This window comes from Oryzophilus luti (assembly GCF_059726245.1).
The window spans coordinates 3,433,910-3,451,065 of sequence record NZ_AP040874.1 but is presented as its reverse complement, the minus strand read 5'-3'; the positions used below and the strand labels follow the sequence as shown (position 1 = coordinate 3,451,065).

At 62.1% G+C, this 17,156-nt stretch carries 15 protein-coding genes; 5 read left to right on the top strand and 10 right to left on the bottom strand.

Annotated elements, in window-relative coordinates; all coding sequences use genetic code 11:
• Positions 1–11 precede the first annotated feature (11 nt).
• From AC6IZO_RS14725 to AC6IZO_RS14710, 4 genes are all read right to left on the bottom strand, one after another.
• Positions 12–1,229 carry a DUF4097 family beta strand repeat-containing protein gene (locus AC6IZO_RS14725; RefSeq protein WP_497805955.1) on the bottom strand — a complete coding sequence of 406 codons (1,218 nt, stop codon included), beginning with the start codon at positions 1,227–1,229 and terminating at the stop codon, positions 12–14.
• A 12-nt stretch (positions 1,230–1,241) separates the two neighbouring features.
• Positions 1,242–2,168 (bottom strand): HEAT repeat domain-containing protein, encoded by a 927-nt coding sequence (locus tag AC6IZO_RS14720; RefSeq protein ID WP_497805953.1) that lies wholly within the window; start codon positions 2,166–2,168, stop codon positions 1,242–1,244.
• A 60-nt stretch (positions 2,169–2,228) separates the two neighbouring features.
• On the bottom strand, positions 2,229–2,828 hold the full coding sequence (locus tag AC6IZO_RS14715) for an RNA polymerase sigma factor (protein ID WP_497805951.1): 600 nt from the start codon (positions 2,826–2,828) through the stop codon (positions 2,229–2,231).
• A gap of 404 nt (positions 2,829–3,232) precedes the next feature.
• Positions 3,233–5,485, bottom strand: coding sequence for a S9 family peptidase (locus AC6IZO_RS14710; protein ID WP_497805949.1), 2,253 nt, complete (start codon positions 5,483–5,485; stop codon positions 3,233–3,235).
• A 260-nt stretch (positions 5,486–5,745) separates the two neighbouring features.
• Here AC6IZO_RS14710 and AC6IZO_RS14705 point away from each other — a divergent pair, with 260 nt between their 5' ends.
• Both AC6IZO_RS14705 and AC6IZO_RS14700 read left to right on the top strand, forming a co-directional pair.
• Positions 5,746–6,798 (top strand): zinc ribbon domain-containing protein, encoded by a 1,053-nt coding sequence (locus AC6IZO_RS14705; RefSeq protein ID WP_497805947.1) that lies wholly within the window; start codon positions 5,746–5,748, stop codon positions 6,796–6,798.
• A 2-nt stretch (positions 6,799–6,800) separates the two neighbouring features.
• Positions 6,801–8,294, top strand: coding sequence for a class I SAM-dependent rRNA methyltransferase (locus tag AC6IZO_RS14700; RefSeq protein ID WP_497805945.1), 1,494 nt, complete (start codon positions 6,801–6,803; stop codon positions 8,292–8,294).
• Positions 8,295–8,436: 142 nt separating this feature from the next.
• Here AC6IZO_RS14700 and AC6IZO_RS14695 read toward each other — a convergent pair whose 3' ends face one another.
• Complete coding sequence (locus tag AC6IZO_RS14695) at positions 8,437–9,132, bottom strand: DCL family protein (protein ID WP_497805943.1); 696 nt, start codon at positions 9,130–9,132, stop codon at positions 8,437–8,439.
• 444 nt (positions 9,133–9,576) lie between these two features.
• Positions 9,577–10,236 carry a hypothetical protein gene (locus AC6IZO_RS14690; protein WP_497805941.1) on the bottom strand — a complete coding sequence of 220 codons (660 nt, stop codon included), beginning with the start codon at positions 10,234–10,236 and terminating at the stop codon, positions 9,577–9,579.
• A 327-nt stretch (positions 10,237–10,563) separates the two neighbouring features.
• Between AC6IZO_RS14690 and AC6IZO_RS14685 the strand changes: the two genes are divergently transcribed.
• Together AC6IZO_RS14685 and clpB are read left to right on the top strand one after the other, a co-directional pair.
• Positions 10,564–10,998: an Hsp20/alpha crystallin family protein gene (locus AC6IZO_RS14685; RefSeq protein WP_497805939.1), complete on the top strand. Its 435-nt coding sequence runs from the start codon at positions 10,564–10,566 to the stop codon at positions 10,996–10,998.
• A 197-nt stretch (positions 10,999–11,195) separates the two neighbouring features.
• Positions 11,196–13,826, top strand: a complete 2,631-nt coding sequence (clpB, locus tag AC6IZO_RS14680) for an ATP-dependent chaperone ClpB (protein ID WP_497805937.1) — start codon at positions 11,196–11,198, stop codon at positions 13,824–13,826.
• Positions 13,827–13,906: 80 nt separating this feature from the next.
• Here the strand turns inward: clpB and AC6IZO_RS14675 are convergent, their stop codons facing one another.
• The 4 genes from AC6IZO_RS14675 to AC6IZO_RS14660 form a co-directional block, all read right to left on the bottom strand.
• Positions 13,907–14,113, bottom strand: a complete 207-nt coding sequence (locus tag AC6IZO_RS14675) for a hypothetical protein (RefSeq protein WP_497805935.1) — start codon at positions 14,111–14,113, stop codon at positions 13,907–13,909.
• A 154-nt stretch (positions 14,114–14,267) separates the two neighbouring features.
• Entirely contained in the window at positions 14,268–14,648 is a 381-nt protein-coding gene (locus tag AC6IZO_RS14670; RefSeq protein WP_497805933.1) for a hypothetical protein, read from the bottom strand.
• 219 nt (positions 14,649–14,867) lie between these two features.
• Positions 14,868–15,566, bottom strand: a complete 699-nt coding sequence (locus AC6IZO_RS14665; protein ID WP_497805931.1) for a pirin family protein — start codon at positions 15,564–15,566, stop codon at positions 14,868–14,870.
• Between the two features lie 225 nt (positions 15,567–15,791).
• Positions 15,792–16,130, bottom strand: a complete 339-nt coding sequence (locus AC6IZO_RS14660; RefSeq protein WP_497805929.1) for an FmdB family zinc ribbon protein — start codon at positions 16,128–16,130, stop codon at positions 15,792–15,794.
• 161 nt (positions 16,131–16,291) lie between these two features.
• Here AC6IZO_RS14660 and rsmI point away from each other — a divergent pair, with 161 nt between their 5' ends.
• Positions 16,292–17,143, top strand: a complete 852-nt coding sequence (rsmI, locus tag AC6IZO_RS14655; RefSeq protein WP_497805927.1) for a 16S rRNA (cytidine(1402)-2'-O)-methyltransferase — start codon at positions 16,292–16,294, stop codon at positions 17,141–17,143.
• The last annotated feature ends 13 nt before the right edge of the window (positions 17,144–17,156 follow it).

Sequence of the window (17,156 nt, the reverse complement as noted above, 5' to 3'; positions counted from 1 at the left end):
ACAGATATCTCCTATCTCGCTTTTCGAAAGTCGATCTGCCCGATGCTGGTGCGAACCTTCAAGAGTGGTCCGCCGCCGTTCACACTACCTTCCGCGTAGGTCATCTTCGGACCCACTCCGGAACCTTCACTAACCACGTTCAAGGGAAATTCCGAACGAATTCCTATCTGACGGTGCGCCATCTCGCTGGTCGCCTGCACGGTGGCCGGAGTGGTCTTGGTCAGGTAGACAACAATATCGCCGGCATTGGTGTGCAGATACGATTCGGAGAACGAGTCGCGCGAACCCACAAACTCGGCCGTGATGCTTCCCGCCACGCTCTGCGCCTGCGCTCCGCCGGCTACTTTCCACATTTCAATGTTGCCGTTGGCCGTGGAGGCGATCACCCTGCCGTGAACGCTGCCCAGCCGTATATTGCCGCCGCCGCTCTCGATGTGGGCCGAACCGCCCACTTCGCCCAGCGTGATGCCGCCGCCGCCCGTGTTCTCAATGAACACGTCGCCCAGCGACTGATGAATCTCGATATTGGCTCCGCCGGTGTGCAGCTTGGCCGCCCCCACCGTGTGCATCAGGATGTTGCCGCCCATGGAGACAACCTCCACGTGGCCGCGCGCCGAACCCAGGCGGATATCGCCGCCGCCGCTGCGGATAAACACGTCATTGCCCGCGTGGTTGATGCTGACGTTGCCGCCGAGCGTGCGGACCTTCACGAGGTTGAACGCCTCGTTCACCTCAATGTTGCCGCCGCGCGTACCCAGGTCCAGCTTGGCGGCCGAACTGGTGACGGTCACGTTGCCGCTCAGGGTATCCACCAGCACAAGGTCTAGTTCCTTGGGAACGTGGATGACAAAGTCGGCGCTGAAGCCAGCGGCAGCCGCAGCCACCCGAGGCCAGTCGCCCTGCAATACGCTGGTGGTGGCGCGGCGTGAGGCTGAAACCTTCAGCAGTGAAAACTGCTTGCGCGCATCCTGCTCACGCAACTGCTGCGAGCGCTTGCGGACTGTGTACGTGAACGGCGTGCCGTTGCTGTCAATGGTGACGTTGCCCACCCCGGTCAGCACGCGCACATTGCGGGCCACCGGCAGGCGTCCGTGCTCTTCCAGAACCCAGCCGCGGCCGTCGCGTTGCAGCTTTTCTTCCGCCGCGGCGGTCAGGCAGAGCGCCGTTGCCGCAACCGCAATCGCGGCCACGCGCACCAGGCGCCCTCCGGGTTGGAACAGGCTCAGCATTGTCTCAAGTCGTTAATCGATATGCGCGCAGGAGGCCAGCATGCGCTCTGACTGCGCACGGATGTATTCGTTCGGGTCTTCCTTCGCAAGTTCCTGCAATGCCTGACGCACGCTCGTGTCGGCCTTCACCGTCTCCAATGCCTTGATGGCTCCGGTGCGGACCCCGGCATTGTTGTCATTCAGCAGCGCTTCCAGCACGGCGTTGCGCACGCGAACATCCTGCTTGACGTAACCGCCAAGGGCCTCCAGGGCCTTCAGGCGGACGCCCGGGTTGCTGTCATAGCGCAGCGAGAAGATCAGGCTTTCGCGGATGCGGCCATCGTCGGGCTTCTGCTTCAGCAGGTCGACGGAATCCATGCGCACGCCGCTGTTGATGTTGCTGCGCGCGGCCAGCATCAGAAGGTTCTGAATGCTCGGGTCGTCAATGGAGCCTTCTACCTGGTCAGGCAGCGTCTCTTCCAACTCAATGTGAACCTGATTGCTGCCGGGCTTGGTCACGATGCTGCGCACGCCCGCAATGGAGGCATCGGCGTGGCGCTCGATCTGCGTGCCGTCCGGAATGCGGTTCATCATGGCGCGGTAGGTGGCGCCGATACCGCCGCCGAAGCCGGCCATGAAGACCAGCGCCGCCAACGCCGGAGAAAAACGCGCCTGCCGCAGAAACGCCATCGGATCAAACACGAAGCGCCGCCAGCCGCGCACCTGCTCGGCTGTTTCCAGCGCTTCCTGCAGGTCCATGCGAGCCTGTGCCAGCAGGTTCGGCGTCACTTCCAGCTCCGGACGCAGGTCCATTTCCTCGTGGAAGCGCCGCATCTCGGCCAGCTCAGCGGCGCATACGCCGCAACGTGCGGCATGCTGTTCCAGCTCGTGCCGCGCGTCGTCCGCCAGTTCGTTATAGAGATACAGCGCGATGTTCTCTCGTACCCAATCGCAGTTCATGTGAAGCCTTCTTTATCGACTACCAATCTTTTGCGCCCACAGGCGCCCGTTCCAGCCCGTTTACCGCATGTCCGCCAGCGCCGCACGCAGTTTCTGCGTGGCGCGGAACAACGTGTTCTTGGCCGTCTCTTCGGTCGTGCTCAGCGATTCGCCGATGGTGCGAAGCTTCAGGCCCTGGTAATGCTTCATCTCGAAAACCATGCGCTCGCGCGGCGTCAGCTTGGTAAGGGCCTTGGCGATGCGGGCACCCAGCTCGCGGCGCATCAGGTCCTTCTCCGGCGAAGCGCCCGAGCGTTTGTCAGCCACCTGATCAAGCAGGCTGTATTCCTCACCATGCTCGTCGTAAGCCACCGGCGCATCCTCCTTGCGGACGGTCCGGCGCCGCAGGTGATCCAGGCACAGATTGGTCACGATGCGGTAGATCCAGGTGTAAAAAGAGCACTCGAAACGGAAGCTGTTGAGGTTGCGGTAGGCCTTCAGGAATGCGTCCTGATAAATATCGCGTGCATCCTGCTCGTTGCCGGTCAGGTGCAGGGCCAGCCGCAGCACTGCCTGGTCGTATTGACGCACCAATTGCTCGAATGCCGCGCTGTCACCCTGCTGGGCGGCGCGGATCAATTCGGCGTCATTAATGCGACTGGGACTTTGCTGCCCTGCCATATCTCCCCTGCGGGAAGGATTTTCCCCGGCGGACATGGGTCCGGCCGCGGTCCTGCGTACCGGCGTCGTGGAAACTCCGGGAGCGCCAGGCATGGTCACTATCTGGGTCGACATGACGCACCCACCTTGGGCGCCATGGCCTCGGCTCTCTTCAAGAGTGTATCGCGTCCCCCCTCGTTGCAGCCTCTCGCCATCGCAAAGCCCTTCTCGCGGATTTGCCGCCTCCCGCACGGAATGACAGCAATATTTGGACGGGAAAGACTGGCCGAGGTTAGCGAAAAGCGCCACCGTTTGAAGCCTTTGCAGGTCTGGCGGCGGCGCTCCAGATACTGCTCCGCACATAACCAACAGGGCTGCCCGCCATGCGCGAGCAGCCCTGTTGCAAATAAAAGATTTAACAAAACTTACGGCTTCATCAGCACATCTTCAAACTGTTTCTGAATGCGGTGATACAGGTGCACCCGGGCGGCTTTGCCACTGATGCTGTGCGTCTTGCGCGGGTAGATTTGCAGGTCGAAGGGCTTGCCGGCCTCAACCAGCGCGTTGATGAACTGCACCGAGTTCTGCATGTGCACGTTATCGTCGCTGGTGCCGTGCACCAGCAGCAGGCGTCCGCTCAGGTTCTTGGCCGCCGCAACAATGCTGCTGCGGGCGTAGCCCTCCTTGTTTTCCGCGGGCAGGCCCATGTAGCGCTCGGTGTAGGCCGAGTCATACAGATGCCAGTCCGTGACCGGCGCCACCGAGACTCCGGCCTTGAAGCGCGTGGAGTGCGTCAGCGACCACAGGGTCATGGAGCCGCCGTAGCTCCAGCCCCACCAGCCGAGGCGGTTGCCGTCAAGCTGCGGAAAACGCTCCAGCGCTTGGTCGAGCGCCGCAAGCTGGTCTCGCAGCTCCACGTCATAGAGGTTGTGATAGGTGGCGGTGGCAAACGCGCGTCCGCGGCTGCCCATGCCGCGGTTATCCACCTTCAATACCGCAAAGCCCTTCTGTGCAAGGATTTCGTCGAAGGCGTTGATGGCGCCCCAGTGGTCGGCGGCGGTCATCGAGTGCGGACCGCCATAGGGATTCATGATGAGCGGCACCTTGCCGTTGACCTCGGCGGCCGCGCCCTTGGCGGGCAGCACCAGCAGGCCGTGCAGCACCGTGCCATCCTCGGCCTTGAAGTCCACAAACTGGGGCGCCAGCACGTTCTCGTACTGCTCCCAGCCCGGAGCCGAATAGACCGGCCAGCACGCGCCGCCGTTCTGGCAAAGCTCGGTGCGCGGAGGCTGGGTCAGGGAGCTGAAACTATCCATGTAGGCCGCCGCATCCGGAGACATTTCGACGCGATGCGAGCCAGCCTGCTTCGTCACGCGCGTCAGGCCCGTGCCATCCAGCTTGATGCGGTAAAGCTGACGCTGGCGATCATCGTCCTTGTTGGCCATAAAGTAGACCAGCCCCGCCTTTTCGTTGACCGCCGCCAGATCCGTCACCTCCCATGCCCCCTTGGTCACCTGCGACACCAGCTTGGCCGGGGCGGCCAGCGGCGAAGCAGCGTCATAGGAGTAGAGATAAAGGTGCGTGTACCCATCGCGCCAGCTCGGCCACAGGAAGCGTCCGCCGGAGGCAAAGAAGTGCAGGCCGTCGGTCAGCTCAATGAACTTTTCATCCTGCTCGCTGAGCACGAGCTTGGAGGCACCGGTGGCGGCGTCGATGAAGTAGAGGTCTTCCTTGTTCTGATGTCGATTGAGCACCAGTGCCCAGACCACGCCGGGCTTGAGCCAGCCAAAACGCGGAATATAAATGTCCTGCTCATCGGTCGGGGTCAGGAAGCGCGTGTGGCCCTCAAGGTCGGTGACCGCCAGCTTGACCGAGGGGTTCTTGTCGCCAGGCTTGGGATACTTCTCCGGGTCGGTGGTCGCGTCGTTCGGCACCCAGTCGACGATGGGATACGTAGGCACCAGCGACTCGTTCGATTGCAGGAAAACCAGTTGCTTCGAATCCGGCGACCAGAAGTAATTGCTCCGCACGTCGAGTTCCTCGGCGTAGAGCCAGTCGACTTCACCGTTGAACAGGTTCGAGGTGCCATCCTTGGTCAACGCAACCTCTTCGTCACCAGCCACGGGCTTGAGCAGCAGATTGTGCGCGCGTACGTAGCTGACCCAGCGGCCATCGGGCGAGAACTTGGGATCGGTGGAGGCTTCTTCGTTGTTGGTGACCTGCGTGCCCTTCTGCGCCGCCAGGTCGTAGTACCAGAGCTGCCCTACCTGATCGAAGAGGAGCGCGTTCGAGCCGGGAGCCCAGTGGTAGGCGGCCACGCCGTAGCGCGCACGATTGTCCTTCTGCCGGTCGTCCTTGCTGCCGGACTTGGGCGGCGTCAGGGCCGCGAGCTTCGCAGCCGGAACCAGCACCTCGCTCTTGCCCGTTGCCGGGTTGTAGACGTGAACCGAATCGCCTTCACCCTCGGCACCAGCCTGCAGATAGCTGACGTGCTTGCCGTCGGGGCTCCATTGCAGGAAGCGTGGCGCGCGCCGGGCTGCCGGGTCGGGCGTGTACATGCCTTCGATGGTGAACTGCTTCTTCTGCGTGGCGGGCGCGGACTGCGCCTGCGCCAACGGCGCACAGAGCGCGGCAATAAGGAATACGATTCCGGCAACGACGGCACGGCCTCTGGTCACGTAATTCTCCTTGGAACGGGAATGCGGGAGCGGCAAACGCTGGTGGGACATATATACAGCGCGCGGCCGACGATTGCCAAGCCGCAGAAGCCCGGGACGGCATGAAACAGACGGATTTGCGCGAGCGGCCGGCTGCGGGCGCTGGGGGGGGTAACGCAGCATAGCTGCTTCCGCTCTCGGGCGCCCGGCGGGTAACGCGCTGGCGCGCTGCCGGCTCGGGTCGGCGGAGCGTGCTAGAATCGCGGACAATATAAACTGCCATGATTCGTGATCTGGAATGCCTGTTGGAACTGCAGAAAGTGGATGCGGAAGTCGCGCGTCTGAGTGCCGAGATTGCCGCGCTGCCCAAGCATGTGGCAGCCATTGAGTCGCAGCTCGCCGAAGCCACCAACGCCGTTGACCGCGCCAAGACCGCCATCAAGGCCGATGAAACCGCCAAGCGCAAGTACGAGCAGAACATACAGGACCACCAGCAGAAGATCGTGAAGCAGCGCGAGACCTCCGCCTCGGTCAAGACCAACGAGCAATACAAGGCGCTGATGGCCGAGATCGCCTTCACCGAGAAGGCCATCCGCGGCGAAGAGGACAAGATTCTGGAGCTGATGATGGCCGCCGAAGGCCGGCAGGCCACGCTCAAGCAGGCTGAGGGCGTGCTGGCGGCTCAGACCGTCGAGGTCAACAAGGAAAAGAAGATTGCCGAGGCCCAGACCGAAACCAGCCGTCAGGCTCTGGCCAAGGTGGAGGCCCGCCGTCAGGAACTGCGTGCGGGCGTCAGCGATGAGGGCATCCTGCGTCACTATGACCGCGTGCTGAAGACGCGCGGCTCGGCCGTGGCCGAGGCAACTGCCGACCAGCGCTGCGGCGTCTGCCAGGTGGCGCTGCGTCCGCAGGTTTACGCCGAGATCAAGAAGGGCGAAGCGGTCCACTACTGCGACGTCTGCGGGCGCCTGCTCTATTACGTGGAGCCAGCCGAGGCGGCCAAGAGCGTCAACGCCGAGACCATTGAGCGCGAGTGGATGTTTGTGCCCAAGCTCGGCGCCAGGGGCGCTTTCGTCATCTTCCAGAACGCGAAGGGCAGCGCCAGCCTGAAGGCCTATGACGCCCTGACCGGCGCGCTGCTGGAAAAGCGCAGCGAGAAGGACACAACCTTCCAGGTGGTGTACGCGCACTTCCTTGAAGGCGCGCGCAATATCTTTGTCGATGAGGCCAACCTCGAGGAGCACCACAAGGAACAGCTCCCGCCCGAGGTGCTGGAAGACATGCAGCATCAGCTGCCGAACGAGTGGCGCAACAACGCCGCTGCCACGGAGTAACCGTGAAACCGAAATCTCCTTATGGAAGCACGAAGCGCCCGGCGCCTCGCAAGGAGGAGTCTGCCTCCAGCGCGCGCGAGGGCCGTGGCACGGATAAACGCCATGGCAACAGCGAACGCAGCGGCGCAGACAAACGTCGCGGTTCCGGCGAGCGCAGCACCCCACGCAGTGGCCGTGACACGCGCGCGCCGAAAGGCCGTTCCCAAGGTTACGCCGCACGCGACACGCGTCCGGCGCGCGAGCCACGCGGCCGCCGCGAAGAGGAACGAAGCTCCACGCCTCGCGAGGTTCGCGAATCCGGCGGTGCACGCGCGGTCATCAATGCCCGCGCCGCAACCCGCGTTCACGGAGGCCATCCGTGGGTCTACCGCTCAGATATTGACCGGCTGCCGACGGCTGCGCCCGGAGCGGTGGTCGCCGTCGAGGACTCCCGCGGCAAGCTGCTCGGCTACGCGCTCTACAGCAGCAGCTCGCAAATCACGCTGCGCCTGCTGGGCACCGATCCGCGCGCGCAGCAGTTGCCGCAGCTTGTGCGCGAGCGCGTCAAGGCCGCCATCGAGTATCGCCGCCGCATCGTCAAGGACTCCAACGCCACCCGCATCGTCTTCAGCGAGGCCGATTTTCTGCCGGGCCTCGTCGTGGACCGCTACAACGACCTTGTCTCCTTCCAGGTGCTGACGCAGGCGATGGATGCCGCCGAGGTGCGCGAGGCGCTGGTGGAAACGCTCGTGGAAGAACTTGCTCCGGAGACGATTCTCGAAAAGGTGGAACCGCGCATCCGCGATCTGGAAGAGCTGGAGCCGCGCGAGGAGCAACTAGTCTACGACCGCACGGGCGCGGGCCGCACCTCCACCACCTTTGAGATGAACGGCATCGGCTTCCACTTTGACGGGCTTGGCGGACAGAAGACCGGCGCCTTCCTCGACCAGCGGCAGAACTACGCCGCCGCCGAGCGCTACGCCCACGGACGCGCCCTCGACATCTGCACCTACCAGGGCGGCTTTGCGCTGCACCTGAACCGCGCCTGCGAGCACGTGACGGCCGTCGACGTTTCGCGCGCCGCACTTGAAGTGGCCGAACAGAACGAGCAGCTCAACGCCGCGCAGTATGCGGGCCGCGAGATTGAATGGATGGAGGCCAACGCCTTCGACCTGCTGCGCGACTACTCCGACGCGGGCGAAAAGTTCGAGACCATCGTGCTCGACCCGCCGGCCTTTGCCAAGACCAAGAAGAACGTGGAGACCGCCGTCCGCGGCTACAAGGAGATGAACCTGCGCGCGCTCAAAATGCTGCGCTACGGCGGCACGCTCGTCACCTGCTCGTGCTCATTCCACGTACAGGAGCCAGAGTTCCTGGAGATGCTCTCCTCGGCCGCACTCGACGCGCATCGCCGCGTGCGCATCCTAGAGAAGCGCACCCAGTCGCAGGACCACCCCATCCTGCTGAACGTGCCGGAAACCTACTACCTCAAGTGCATCATCTGCGCGGTGTATTAGCGGCGCCGCGCGCGCTTAGTGGGCAGGTGCCAGAGTTGGAATCGCGCCAACTCTGGACTACTGACGCGATGGGCCATCAGACGGTGGCTTTTGTGATTGCAGTCAAACCAACAACGTGCTGATTGATATCATCCGGGGGACTTCACTGTCCGCCCTTCTTCGCTTTTCCTGCGGCAATCTTGGAATGTGAAAGGTTTCCAAGAGGACTCAACAGGCGAAGTTTCGCATTCTGTTGGTGGAAACTCCTCCACGACTGCATCTGAGCAGGATCGGTCATCAAACGAGTGAATGCCATATCAATACTGCCCGTAATCTCAACGGTATCCTCCGTCAGTTCTTCGTGCTCAAACCACTGGGCTGCGAGCGTTTGGAATGTCCTTGGGGGTTCGTGGTCAACGTGGCAATTTGCAGGCGTAAGCAGTTCATTCGTGAACGGACAATACTGCGGGCCAGCGGCGAACAAAGTAGTCTTGAATTGCTCAATCTGTGGCTGAATTGCAGTACGAAGGGCCGAACACACTAAGTTTCGCCGACTCTCCCCATTGATGCATCGGTAGAAGCTAAAGTCTGTTGACTGTCCATCAATGCGATCGATATAAAAACACTTGTATTTGTGAAACTCCTTATTCAGCCCAATTGTGAGGTGGTGGATTCCACAACCGATCTTGCCTTTCGCGTCTGGGTGCAGCGCAATTAGATCTCTGATGAACGAGTCTTCGGCCCCCGTGAGGACATATCCCTCGGAATGATCTCTCAAGATGGCCCGAACTGCTTCTAGCGCTTCTGTCTTCGTGTTGAACTCGCGATCACCAACTACGACTTTGCATTTCTTCCCCATATGATGTTCCTTGTCCGGCGAATTGCCTAACCTTCAATACTGCGAAATTCGAAAAGATTGCTTACATCTGGTGACGGAGCGGCGAGTTCACATTTGGGCGCTCTTTGTGATGCAGTGAGCCTGGTTCGTTTCCTGAACAGACTAACCTCCGTGCGTGCGCAGCGCGAATGAATTCTGGCTGAGTCCGCAGGTGACACGGTGCGAAGACGCTCGGACTCTTCGTCGCTTGCTCGAAGATTGCAGCTAAGGACGAACGTCAAAAGCTCAGGCGGTCGGCGTGTGTGGGCCGGACAAGGCAAAGCCCCGCCGTGGGGCGGGGCTTCGAAGTGTGCCCTCAGATGGGTTTCGCCTCGGGGCGAAACGGGGCACCGGTTGGACCTTGTTTTACTCGACGTCTTACTCGACGTGCCACGCAACGTGTCACGCAAGCTGTAATGATGTGTGTTAGGCGGCAGGGCCGTTCGGGCCCATTCCCATGCCGCGGTGCATGCCGCGCGGGCCGCGCTTCTCGTGCGCGCGCATCTGCTGCATCTTCTGCATCTGCTCCGGCGTCAGGATGCTCTTCATCTGCTCCTGGTGCGCCTTGCGCATCTCGGCCAGCTTGGCCACCTTCTGGTCCTGGGTCAGCGTGGTGTCTGCCAGGAGCTTCTGGCGCTCCAGTTGGCCGTTCTCACGCAGAGCCTTCAACTGCTTTTCCTGCTCGTCGCTGAGGCCGAGCTGCTGCTTCATGCGGTCGTGACGCATGCCGCGCATGTCGGCCATCTTGGCCTTCTGCTCCGGGGTCAGCACGGCGTCGGACTTGGCGCGGGTCTGCTCGCGCAGCGCCTTGAGCTGCGTCTGCTTCTCCTCGGGCGTCAGCTTGGCATCATTGCGGATGACGGCGGCGCGGTCACGCGCCTCCTTGTGAATGGCCTGCATCTGCTGGCGCTGTTCGGGCGTCAGGCGGGCCGCTCCCCGGCGCGGTCCGGCTTGCGGTGTGGCGGGCACGGTGGCCTGCGGCGCGGGAGCCGGGGCCGGAGCCTGCGCGTCCTGCGCCAGGGCCGCACCGGTCACCAGCAGCATGCCCATGGTGGCGGCCGCCAGCTTCGTCATAAGGTTCTTCATCGTTCAATCCTCCGTCTCATCTACCTGTTTCGTTTGTGCAATTCGTTCGAGCGAATCGTCGAGGGTGAAAACCTGCGGGCCTGGGGAAAGTTTCGTCAAGGAACGTAAATTCGCGTAATTCGTTGAAATCAAATGTTATTCCGATGCGGGAAGCCGACGCGAATTTATACTTGACAACATTACACTCAACTTTTATGCTTCTTTTGCGCTGAGATGAGCGTCAAAGGAATTGCAGGCGTGAAACCACCGCCCAGGCAATTCAAAGAAATCAGGAATTGGAGGTATTCGAAAATGACTGTTTTGACTCGTTGGGAACCGTTCAGTGAGATGGCCAATCTGCAGGAGCGCATGAACCGTTTGTTCAATCAGCAGCTGGTGCCCTTCACCAGCAGCGAGGAGTCTCTGACCCAGGGTTCGTTCGTGCCTCCGGTTGACGTTTACGAGGACGAGTCCGGCATCCAAATGAAGATGGAAGTGCCGGGCATTGAAGAGAAGGACATCGACATCCGTCTTGAAAACAACGTGATGACCGTCCGCGGCGAGCGTGAGTTCAACAAGGAAACCAAGGAAGAGAACTATCACCGGATTGAGCGCCGCTACGGCAGCTTCTCGCGCAGCTTTACGCTGCCCAACACGGTGAACCCCGAGGACGTGAAGGCCGACTACGACAAGGGCGTGCTCACCATCAAGCTGGGCAAGCGTGCCGAGGCCAAACCGAAGCAGATCAAGGTCAACGTGGGCAAGGCGCTGGAGAACAAATAAGGCGCCTGGGGAACGGCTCGGTGGCCCGGGGACCTAGAGACCCCGGGCCTCACGAGATTGACCAGTAAGCGTGTGAGTGACTGAGGGGAGACCGTTCCGGGTCTCCCCCGTTTTTCAGCAACCGATTTTTGAGGCAATGAGCAGGACAAGCAGTAGACTCCGCGCACAGCCGGAGCCAACGACGAGGAGAGCACTTTATGGCGATACGCTGGGACAAACTGACGGTGAAGGCACAGGAGGCGATGCAGCGCGCCAATGACCTGGCCAGCGAGCACGGCAATCCGGAGATTATGCCGGTGCACGTGCTGGCCGCGCTGGTGGAAGACCGCGAAGGCATTGTGCCGCCGCTGCTCTCGCGCCTTGGCGTGCAGGCCGCGGCCGTGCAGCAGCAGGCCTCGCGCGCCATGGAGGCCCTGCCCAAGCTCGCCAGCCGGGCGGCGCAGGCCTCGCTGAGCGAGACCGCGACCGACATGCTGGAGCAGGCCTTCAAGCAGGCGGACAATTTCAAGGACGAATACGTTTCGACCGAGCACCTGCTACTGGCCATTGCCGGCCTCAAGCGCGACGCCGCTCAGGCCCTTCTGGCCTCGCTGGGCGCCACGCAGGACGCCATCTTGAAAGCATTGATGGCCGTGCGCGGCAGCCAGACCGTCACCGACCAGAACCCGGAAGCGAAGTACCAGGCGCTGGAGCGTTATGCCAAGGACCTGACCGAGCTGGCGCGCAAGGGCAAGCTCGACCCGGTAATCGGCCGTGACGACGAGATCCGCCGCACCATTCAGGTGCTCTCGCGCCGCACCAAGAACAACCCGGTGCTGATTGGCGAGCCAGGCGTGGGCAAGACTGCAATCGTCGAAGGACTGGCGCAGCGCATCATCAACGGCGACGTGCCTGAGCAGTTGAAGAACAAGCGGCTGGTCTCGCTCGACCTCGGCTCCATGCTGGCCGGAGCAAAGTACCGTGGCGAGTTCGAAGACCGCTTGAAGGCCGTGCTCAAGGAGATTGAGGAGAGCGAAGGCCGCATCATCCTGTTCATCGACGAGCTGCACACGCTGGTGGGTGCCGGTGCCGCCGAGGGCGCCATTGACGCCAGCAACATGCTGAAGCCGGCGCTGGCCCGCGGCGAGTTGCGCGCCATCGGCGCCACCACGCTCAATGAGTACCGCAAATACATTGAGAAGGATGCGGCACTGGAACGGCGCTTCCAGATTGTCTACGTGGGCGAGCCGAACGTGGAGGACACGATCGCCATTCTGCGCGGACTGAAGGAGCGCTACGAGCAGCATCATCACGTTCGCATCAAGGATTCGGCGATTGTGGCGGCCGCAACGCTCTCCAATCGCTACATCAGCGACCGCTTCCTGCCTGACAAGGCCATTGACCTGATCGATGAGGCGGCGGCTTCGCTGCGCATCCAGATCGATTCCATGCCGACCGAGATCGACCAGCTTGAGCGCAAGGCGACCAACCTTGAGATTGAGCGGCAGGCACTGAAGAAGGAAGACGATCCGAATTCGCGTGAACGGCTGGCGGTCATTGAGAAGGAACTGGCCGAATTGCGCGAGCAGTCCAACGCCTTGAAGGCGCGCTGGAAGCAGGAGAAGGACTCGATTGGCGGCATTGCCAAACTGAAGGACCGCATTGAGCAGTTGAAGCTGGAGGAGCAGCAGGCCGAGCGCAAGGGAGACTTGGCGCGCGTGGCCGCCATACGCTACGGAGAACTTCGGCAGGCGGAGCAGGAGCTGGCGCGGCAGACGGCGCAGGCTGAAAGCGGCACCGGCACCGAGCGCATGCTAAAGGAGCAGGTGGACGAGGAGGACGTGGCAAAGATCATCAGCAAGTGGACCGGCATTCCGGTAAGCAAGATGCTGGAGGGCGAGGTCCGCAAGCTGGTGGAGATGGAAGCGCGTTTGCGCCAGAGGGTGATCGGGCAGGAGCTTGCGCTCGAGAAGGTCTCGAACGCCATACGGCGCTCGCGTGCAGGCTTGAGCGACCCGCGCAGGCCGATTGGCAGCTTCATCTTCCTGGGCCCGACGGGCGTGGGCAAAACCGAGATGGCGCGCGCGCTGGCCGAGTTCCTCTTCGACGATGAGAAGGCCATGGTGCGTATCGACATGAGTGAATACATGGAGAAGCACTCGGTCTCGCGGCTGATCGGCGCGCCTCCGGGATACATCGGCTACGACGAGGGCGGCCAGCTTACGGAGGCCGTGCGCCGTCGCCCGTACTCGGTGGTGCTGTTCGATGAGATTGAGAAAGCCCACCCGGACGTCTTCAACGTCTTTCTGCAGATCATGGACGATGGGCGGCTGACCGACAGCAAGGGCCGCGTAGTGGACTTCAAGAACACCATCATCATCATGACCAGCAACATTGGCGCGCTCTCGCTGACCGGAGACCTTTCGACTGGCGACCGCTTTGCGCGCGCCAGCGAGCAGGTGATGACCGCGCTACGCAGCCACTTCAAGCCGGAGTTCCTGAACCGCGTGGATGACATCGTCATCTTCAACCCGCTGGGCAAGGAGCAGTTGGCGAAGATTGTGGAGCTGCGGCTGGCCGACCTGCGCAAGCTGCTGGAAGCCCGCAAGGTCACGCTGGAGTTGACCGACGCGGCGCAGCAGGTGCTGTTTAGCGCGGGCTACGATCCGCAGTACGGCGCACGTCCGCTGAAGAGGGCCATCCAGAGGCTGATCCAGGATCCGCTGGCGATGAAGATTCTCGACGGCGAGGTGATGTACGGCGACCATGTGGTGGTGGACGCCGCAGGCGAGGCATTGAGCTTCACGGTAAAACGTGTGGCCGAGCCGCAACCGGCAGCGGTAAAGTAAACGGACCCATGTGAGGCTCCCTGTGAGCCACAGGCCGCGGGCATCGTGCTCGCGGCCTTTTTCATTTCAGGCTTCGCTGCTTACCGAAGGACCGACGTGGAGAAAGTGACTGTCGTATACGCAAGCGAAGCCAACATCAGGACGGCGCCGAAGCTCTCCAGCGTGATCCAGCAGGTATAGACCTTGCGGTTTTCCACGAACCGCGCCTTGCGCCAGACGGCCAGCAAGTAGCGCGGCACAGCTATGAATGTACCTGCTGTGAGAAGCAGCCAGAAAGTCAGGGTCACAAGTCTGACATTATGCTGCTGCCGAGTCTGAATGCTCAGGTTCGGCAACACGAGGCTCGCGGCAAACAGCAGAAGCGCCCAGGCCAGCAGAGTGTATCTGAGTTGTGGCGGCCATCTCATAGGCGGCAAGGATACTACGGCTCCAGCTCGCCAGCTACTCGAGCGCTTCCCGGACGGGTGGCTGGAAGAGGTACCAGAGTGCGATGGTTCGGAGAAGGACGTTTGCGGCGGCGAGCGCGAGTTGCGTGGGGACGAAGGTGGTCAGCGCCGAGGCCAGTGAGGGCGCAGCTTCGAGAAGGCCATAGCCGAGGAACACGATGGCCGACCAGCGCGCGAAGCGGTTGAGGCGATGGAGACCGATGGCGGTGAGGGCGTAGAGCGCGGCGGCGATGCCGATTGCGGCGGGGCCCATGCGGGCCGCTCCCTGCCCCATGAGCCACGCGGCGTGCATAAAGCTGATGCTGCCCCTGGCAACGGCCACCGCGTAAACGGCAAGCAGCAGCGCAGCAATGGCAAACAGGAACGCAAGCGCCATCACTCCGGCTGGGCGCTCGCGTGTGTTGCTTCGGCGGTGGTCAAGTTCGAGGACGTTGCACCTCGGGGGCGGAAGCCCCGTCTTCTACGACGCCACGGAGGATACACCGAGCTTCATCCTCCTACTGAATCCGAAACACCCACTTCTGCCAACCACAGGCAGAAGTGGGGCACGGCAACGATGCGTCACTTCGTACTTTCGTGACTTCGTACTTCCTGCTTACGCCAGGTCGAAGAGCAGTATCTCCGCGTCTTCGCTGGCGGTGAGTGTCAGGTTGGGCTCGTTGCTGGCGGCAAGACCGTCGCCCTGCCCGAGCACCATGCCGTTCACGGTGACCGAACCGCGCGCGACCTGCACCCAGGCGTGGCGGCCTTCACTCAAGGTGAAGTCGAGCGACTCGCCCGCCTTCGGCTTGGTGACGTAGAGGCGAACATCGGTGTGGATGGTCACCGAGCCATCGGCACCGTCGGGCGAGGCCAGCAGTTGCCAGCGCTCGCGCTTGGCGTCCTCGGTGAACTCCTTCTGCTCGTAGCCGGGCGTGATGCCCTTCTTCGTCGGCAGCATCCAGATCTGCAGCAGGTGCACCCGCTCGGTGTCCGAGGGGTTGAACTCGCTGTGCAGGATGCCGGTACCGGCGCTCATGCGCTGACCGTCGCCGGGGCGGATGATGGAGCCGTTGCCGAGCGAGTCCTTGTGCTCGAGCGCGCCGTCGAGAACGTAGGTAACGATCTCCATGTCGCGGTGAGGGTGAGTGCCAAAGCCCTGCCCCGGCTCCACAAAGTCCTCGTTGATCACGCGCAGAGCGCGGAAGTGCACGTGTTCCGGATCGAAGTAGTCGGCGAAGGAAAAGCTGTGGTAGGTGTTCAGCCAACCGTGGTTGAAGTGTCCGCGTTCCTGCGAAGGCCTGAGTGTCAGCATGGGGTACTTCCTTTCAGAATCTCAGGTCAATAGATGTTGTAACGATTAATTTGGATTCAGACGCAGAATGCGGTTTGAGGCAGGAAATATGCGGGTGTTTGTGATTCGACAACAGCCGTAGACGCGCGATGTTGTCTGCCGGCAACACGGCCAATCGCCGGAACGACAGCGGCCCGCGCATGGCGGGCCGGTATCTCCTTCAGGTTCCTGAATAAACCGTGCGGCTTAGGCGCCGGCGGCTTTCGAGGCAGGCTTGCTCTCGCTCGACGCGGCGGGCTTTGCCTCGGACTTGGTCTCGGCAGCCGGAGTAATTTCCGGCTTGGACTCGACGGCGCTCTCCATCTGGCTGGTGGCCGGGGCCGAAGAGCCGGTGCTGCTGTTCTTCTTGGCGTAGTCGGTCACATACCAGCCGGAGCCTTTGAACTGCACAGCCGGAGCGGTAATGACCTGCTCGACGGCTTCCTTGCCGCAGCCCGGACAAATGGTTTCCAGGGGATCAGAAAATTTTTGAATGCGTTCGTACCGATGATCGCATGCTTTGCAGTGATACTCGTACAGGGGCACGTGTTTCTCCCAACACCCATCCGTAACGGTGTTTGCTACCGTTTTAGATTCGGAAAGTCTATGTTTTGATTCTAGGCGCATGGGACCGAAGGGTCAATTTCACTGGTGTTTCTGCTTAAGAAGCAACAGTTTGCACCGGCAAGGGTAAGATGTGAAAAGCCATGACCACGCCCACGGAACGCGGAACGCTCTACCTGGTCGGCACGCCGATCGGCAACCTGGAAGACATGACGCTGCGCGCGCTGCGGCTGCTGAAGGAGTGCGACCTGATCGCCTGCGAGGACACGCGGCAGACGCAGAAGCTGCTCAATCACTACTCGATTGAGACGCGCACCACCAGCTACCACGAGCACAACGAGCGCGAGAAGGCCGCCGAACTGGTGGAGTTGCTGGAGGCGGGCAAGAGCATCGCCGTGGTGACCGACGCGGGCATGCCGGGCATCAGTGACCCGGGCTACCGGCTAGCGGTGGAGTCCATTGGGCGCGGCATTGCCGTGGTGCCGGTGCCGGGCGCGTGCGCCTTCCTCGCCGCGCTGGTGGCCAGCGGGCTGCCCACGGACAGCTTCCAATTCCAGGGCTTTCTGCCCTCCAAGGCCGGGCAGCGACGCAAGGCGCTCGAAGACCTGAAGGATTCGAGCATCACGCAGATCTTCTACGAGGCTCCGCACCGCGTTGTGGAGACCCTTGCCGACATTGTGGACGTGATGGGCGCGGGCCGCCGCGTGGTGATCGCGCGCGAGCTGACCAAGCTACACGAGGAGTTTCTGCGCGCAACGGCCGCCGAGGCTCTGGCCGAGCTGAAGCAGCGCGGCGAGGTGCGCGGCGAGATCGTGCTGATGATCGCCAAGGCCGACGAGCAAGCACCCAGCGAAGCGGCACCGAAATCCGTGCGGCAGCGCGTACGCGAGCTGATGGCCGAGGGCTGCGACGAACGCGAGGCCATGAAGCGCGTGGCGAAGGAAATGGGCGTGGGCAAAAGCGAGGTCTACCGCGAGATGCAGAGGGGAAAGTGAAAGGCCAAGGTTT

Coding starts and splice junctions, on each gene's coding strand:
- AC6IZO_RS14695 (WP_497805943.1), bottom strand. CDS start 9,132: ATGGGGAAGAAATGCAAAGTCGTAGTTGGTGATCGCGAGTTCAACACG.
- rsmI (WP_497805927.1), top strand. CDS start 16,292: ATGACCACGCCCACGGAACGCGGAACGCTCTACCTGGTCGGCACGCCG.
- AC6IZO_RS14720 (WP_497805953.1), bottom strand. CDS start 2,168: ATGAACTGCGATTGGGTACGAGAGAACATCGCGCTGTATCTCTATAAC.
- AC6IZO_RS14670 (WP_497805933.1), bottom strand. CDS start 14,648: ATGGCGCTTGCGTTCCTGTTTGCCATTGCTGCGCTGCTGCTTGCCGTT.
- AC6IZO_RS14690 (WP_497805941.1), bottom strand. CDS start 10,236: ATGAAGAACCTTATGACGAAGCTGGCGGCCGCCACCATGGGCATGCTG.
- AC6IZO_RS14715 (WP_497805951.1), bottom strand. CDS start 2,828: ATGGCAGGGCAGCAAAGTCCCAGTCGCATTAATGACGCCGAATTGATC.
- clpB (WP_497805937.1), top strand. CDS start 11,196: ATGGCGATACGCTGGGACAAACTGACGGTGAAGGCACAGGAGGCGATG.
- AC6IZO_RS14685 (WP_497805939.1), top strand. CDS start 10,564: ATGGCCAATCTGCAGGAGCGCATGAACCGTTTGTTCAATCAGCAGCTG.
- AC6IZO_RS14705 (WP_497805947.1), top strand. CDS start 5,746: ATGATTCGTGATCTGGAATGCCTGTTGGAACTGCAGAAAGTGGATGCG.
- AC6IZO_RS14665 (WP_497805931.1), bottom strand. CDS start 15,566: ATGCTGACACTCAGGCCTTCGCAGGAACGCGGACACTTCAACCACGGT.
- AC6IZO_RS14725 (WP_497805955.1), bottom strand. CDS start 1,229: ATGCTGAGCCTGTTCCAACCCGGAGGGCGCCTGGTGCGCGTGGCCGCG.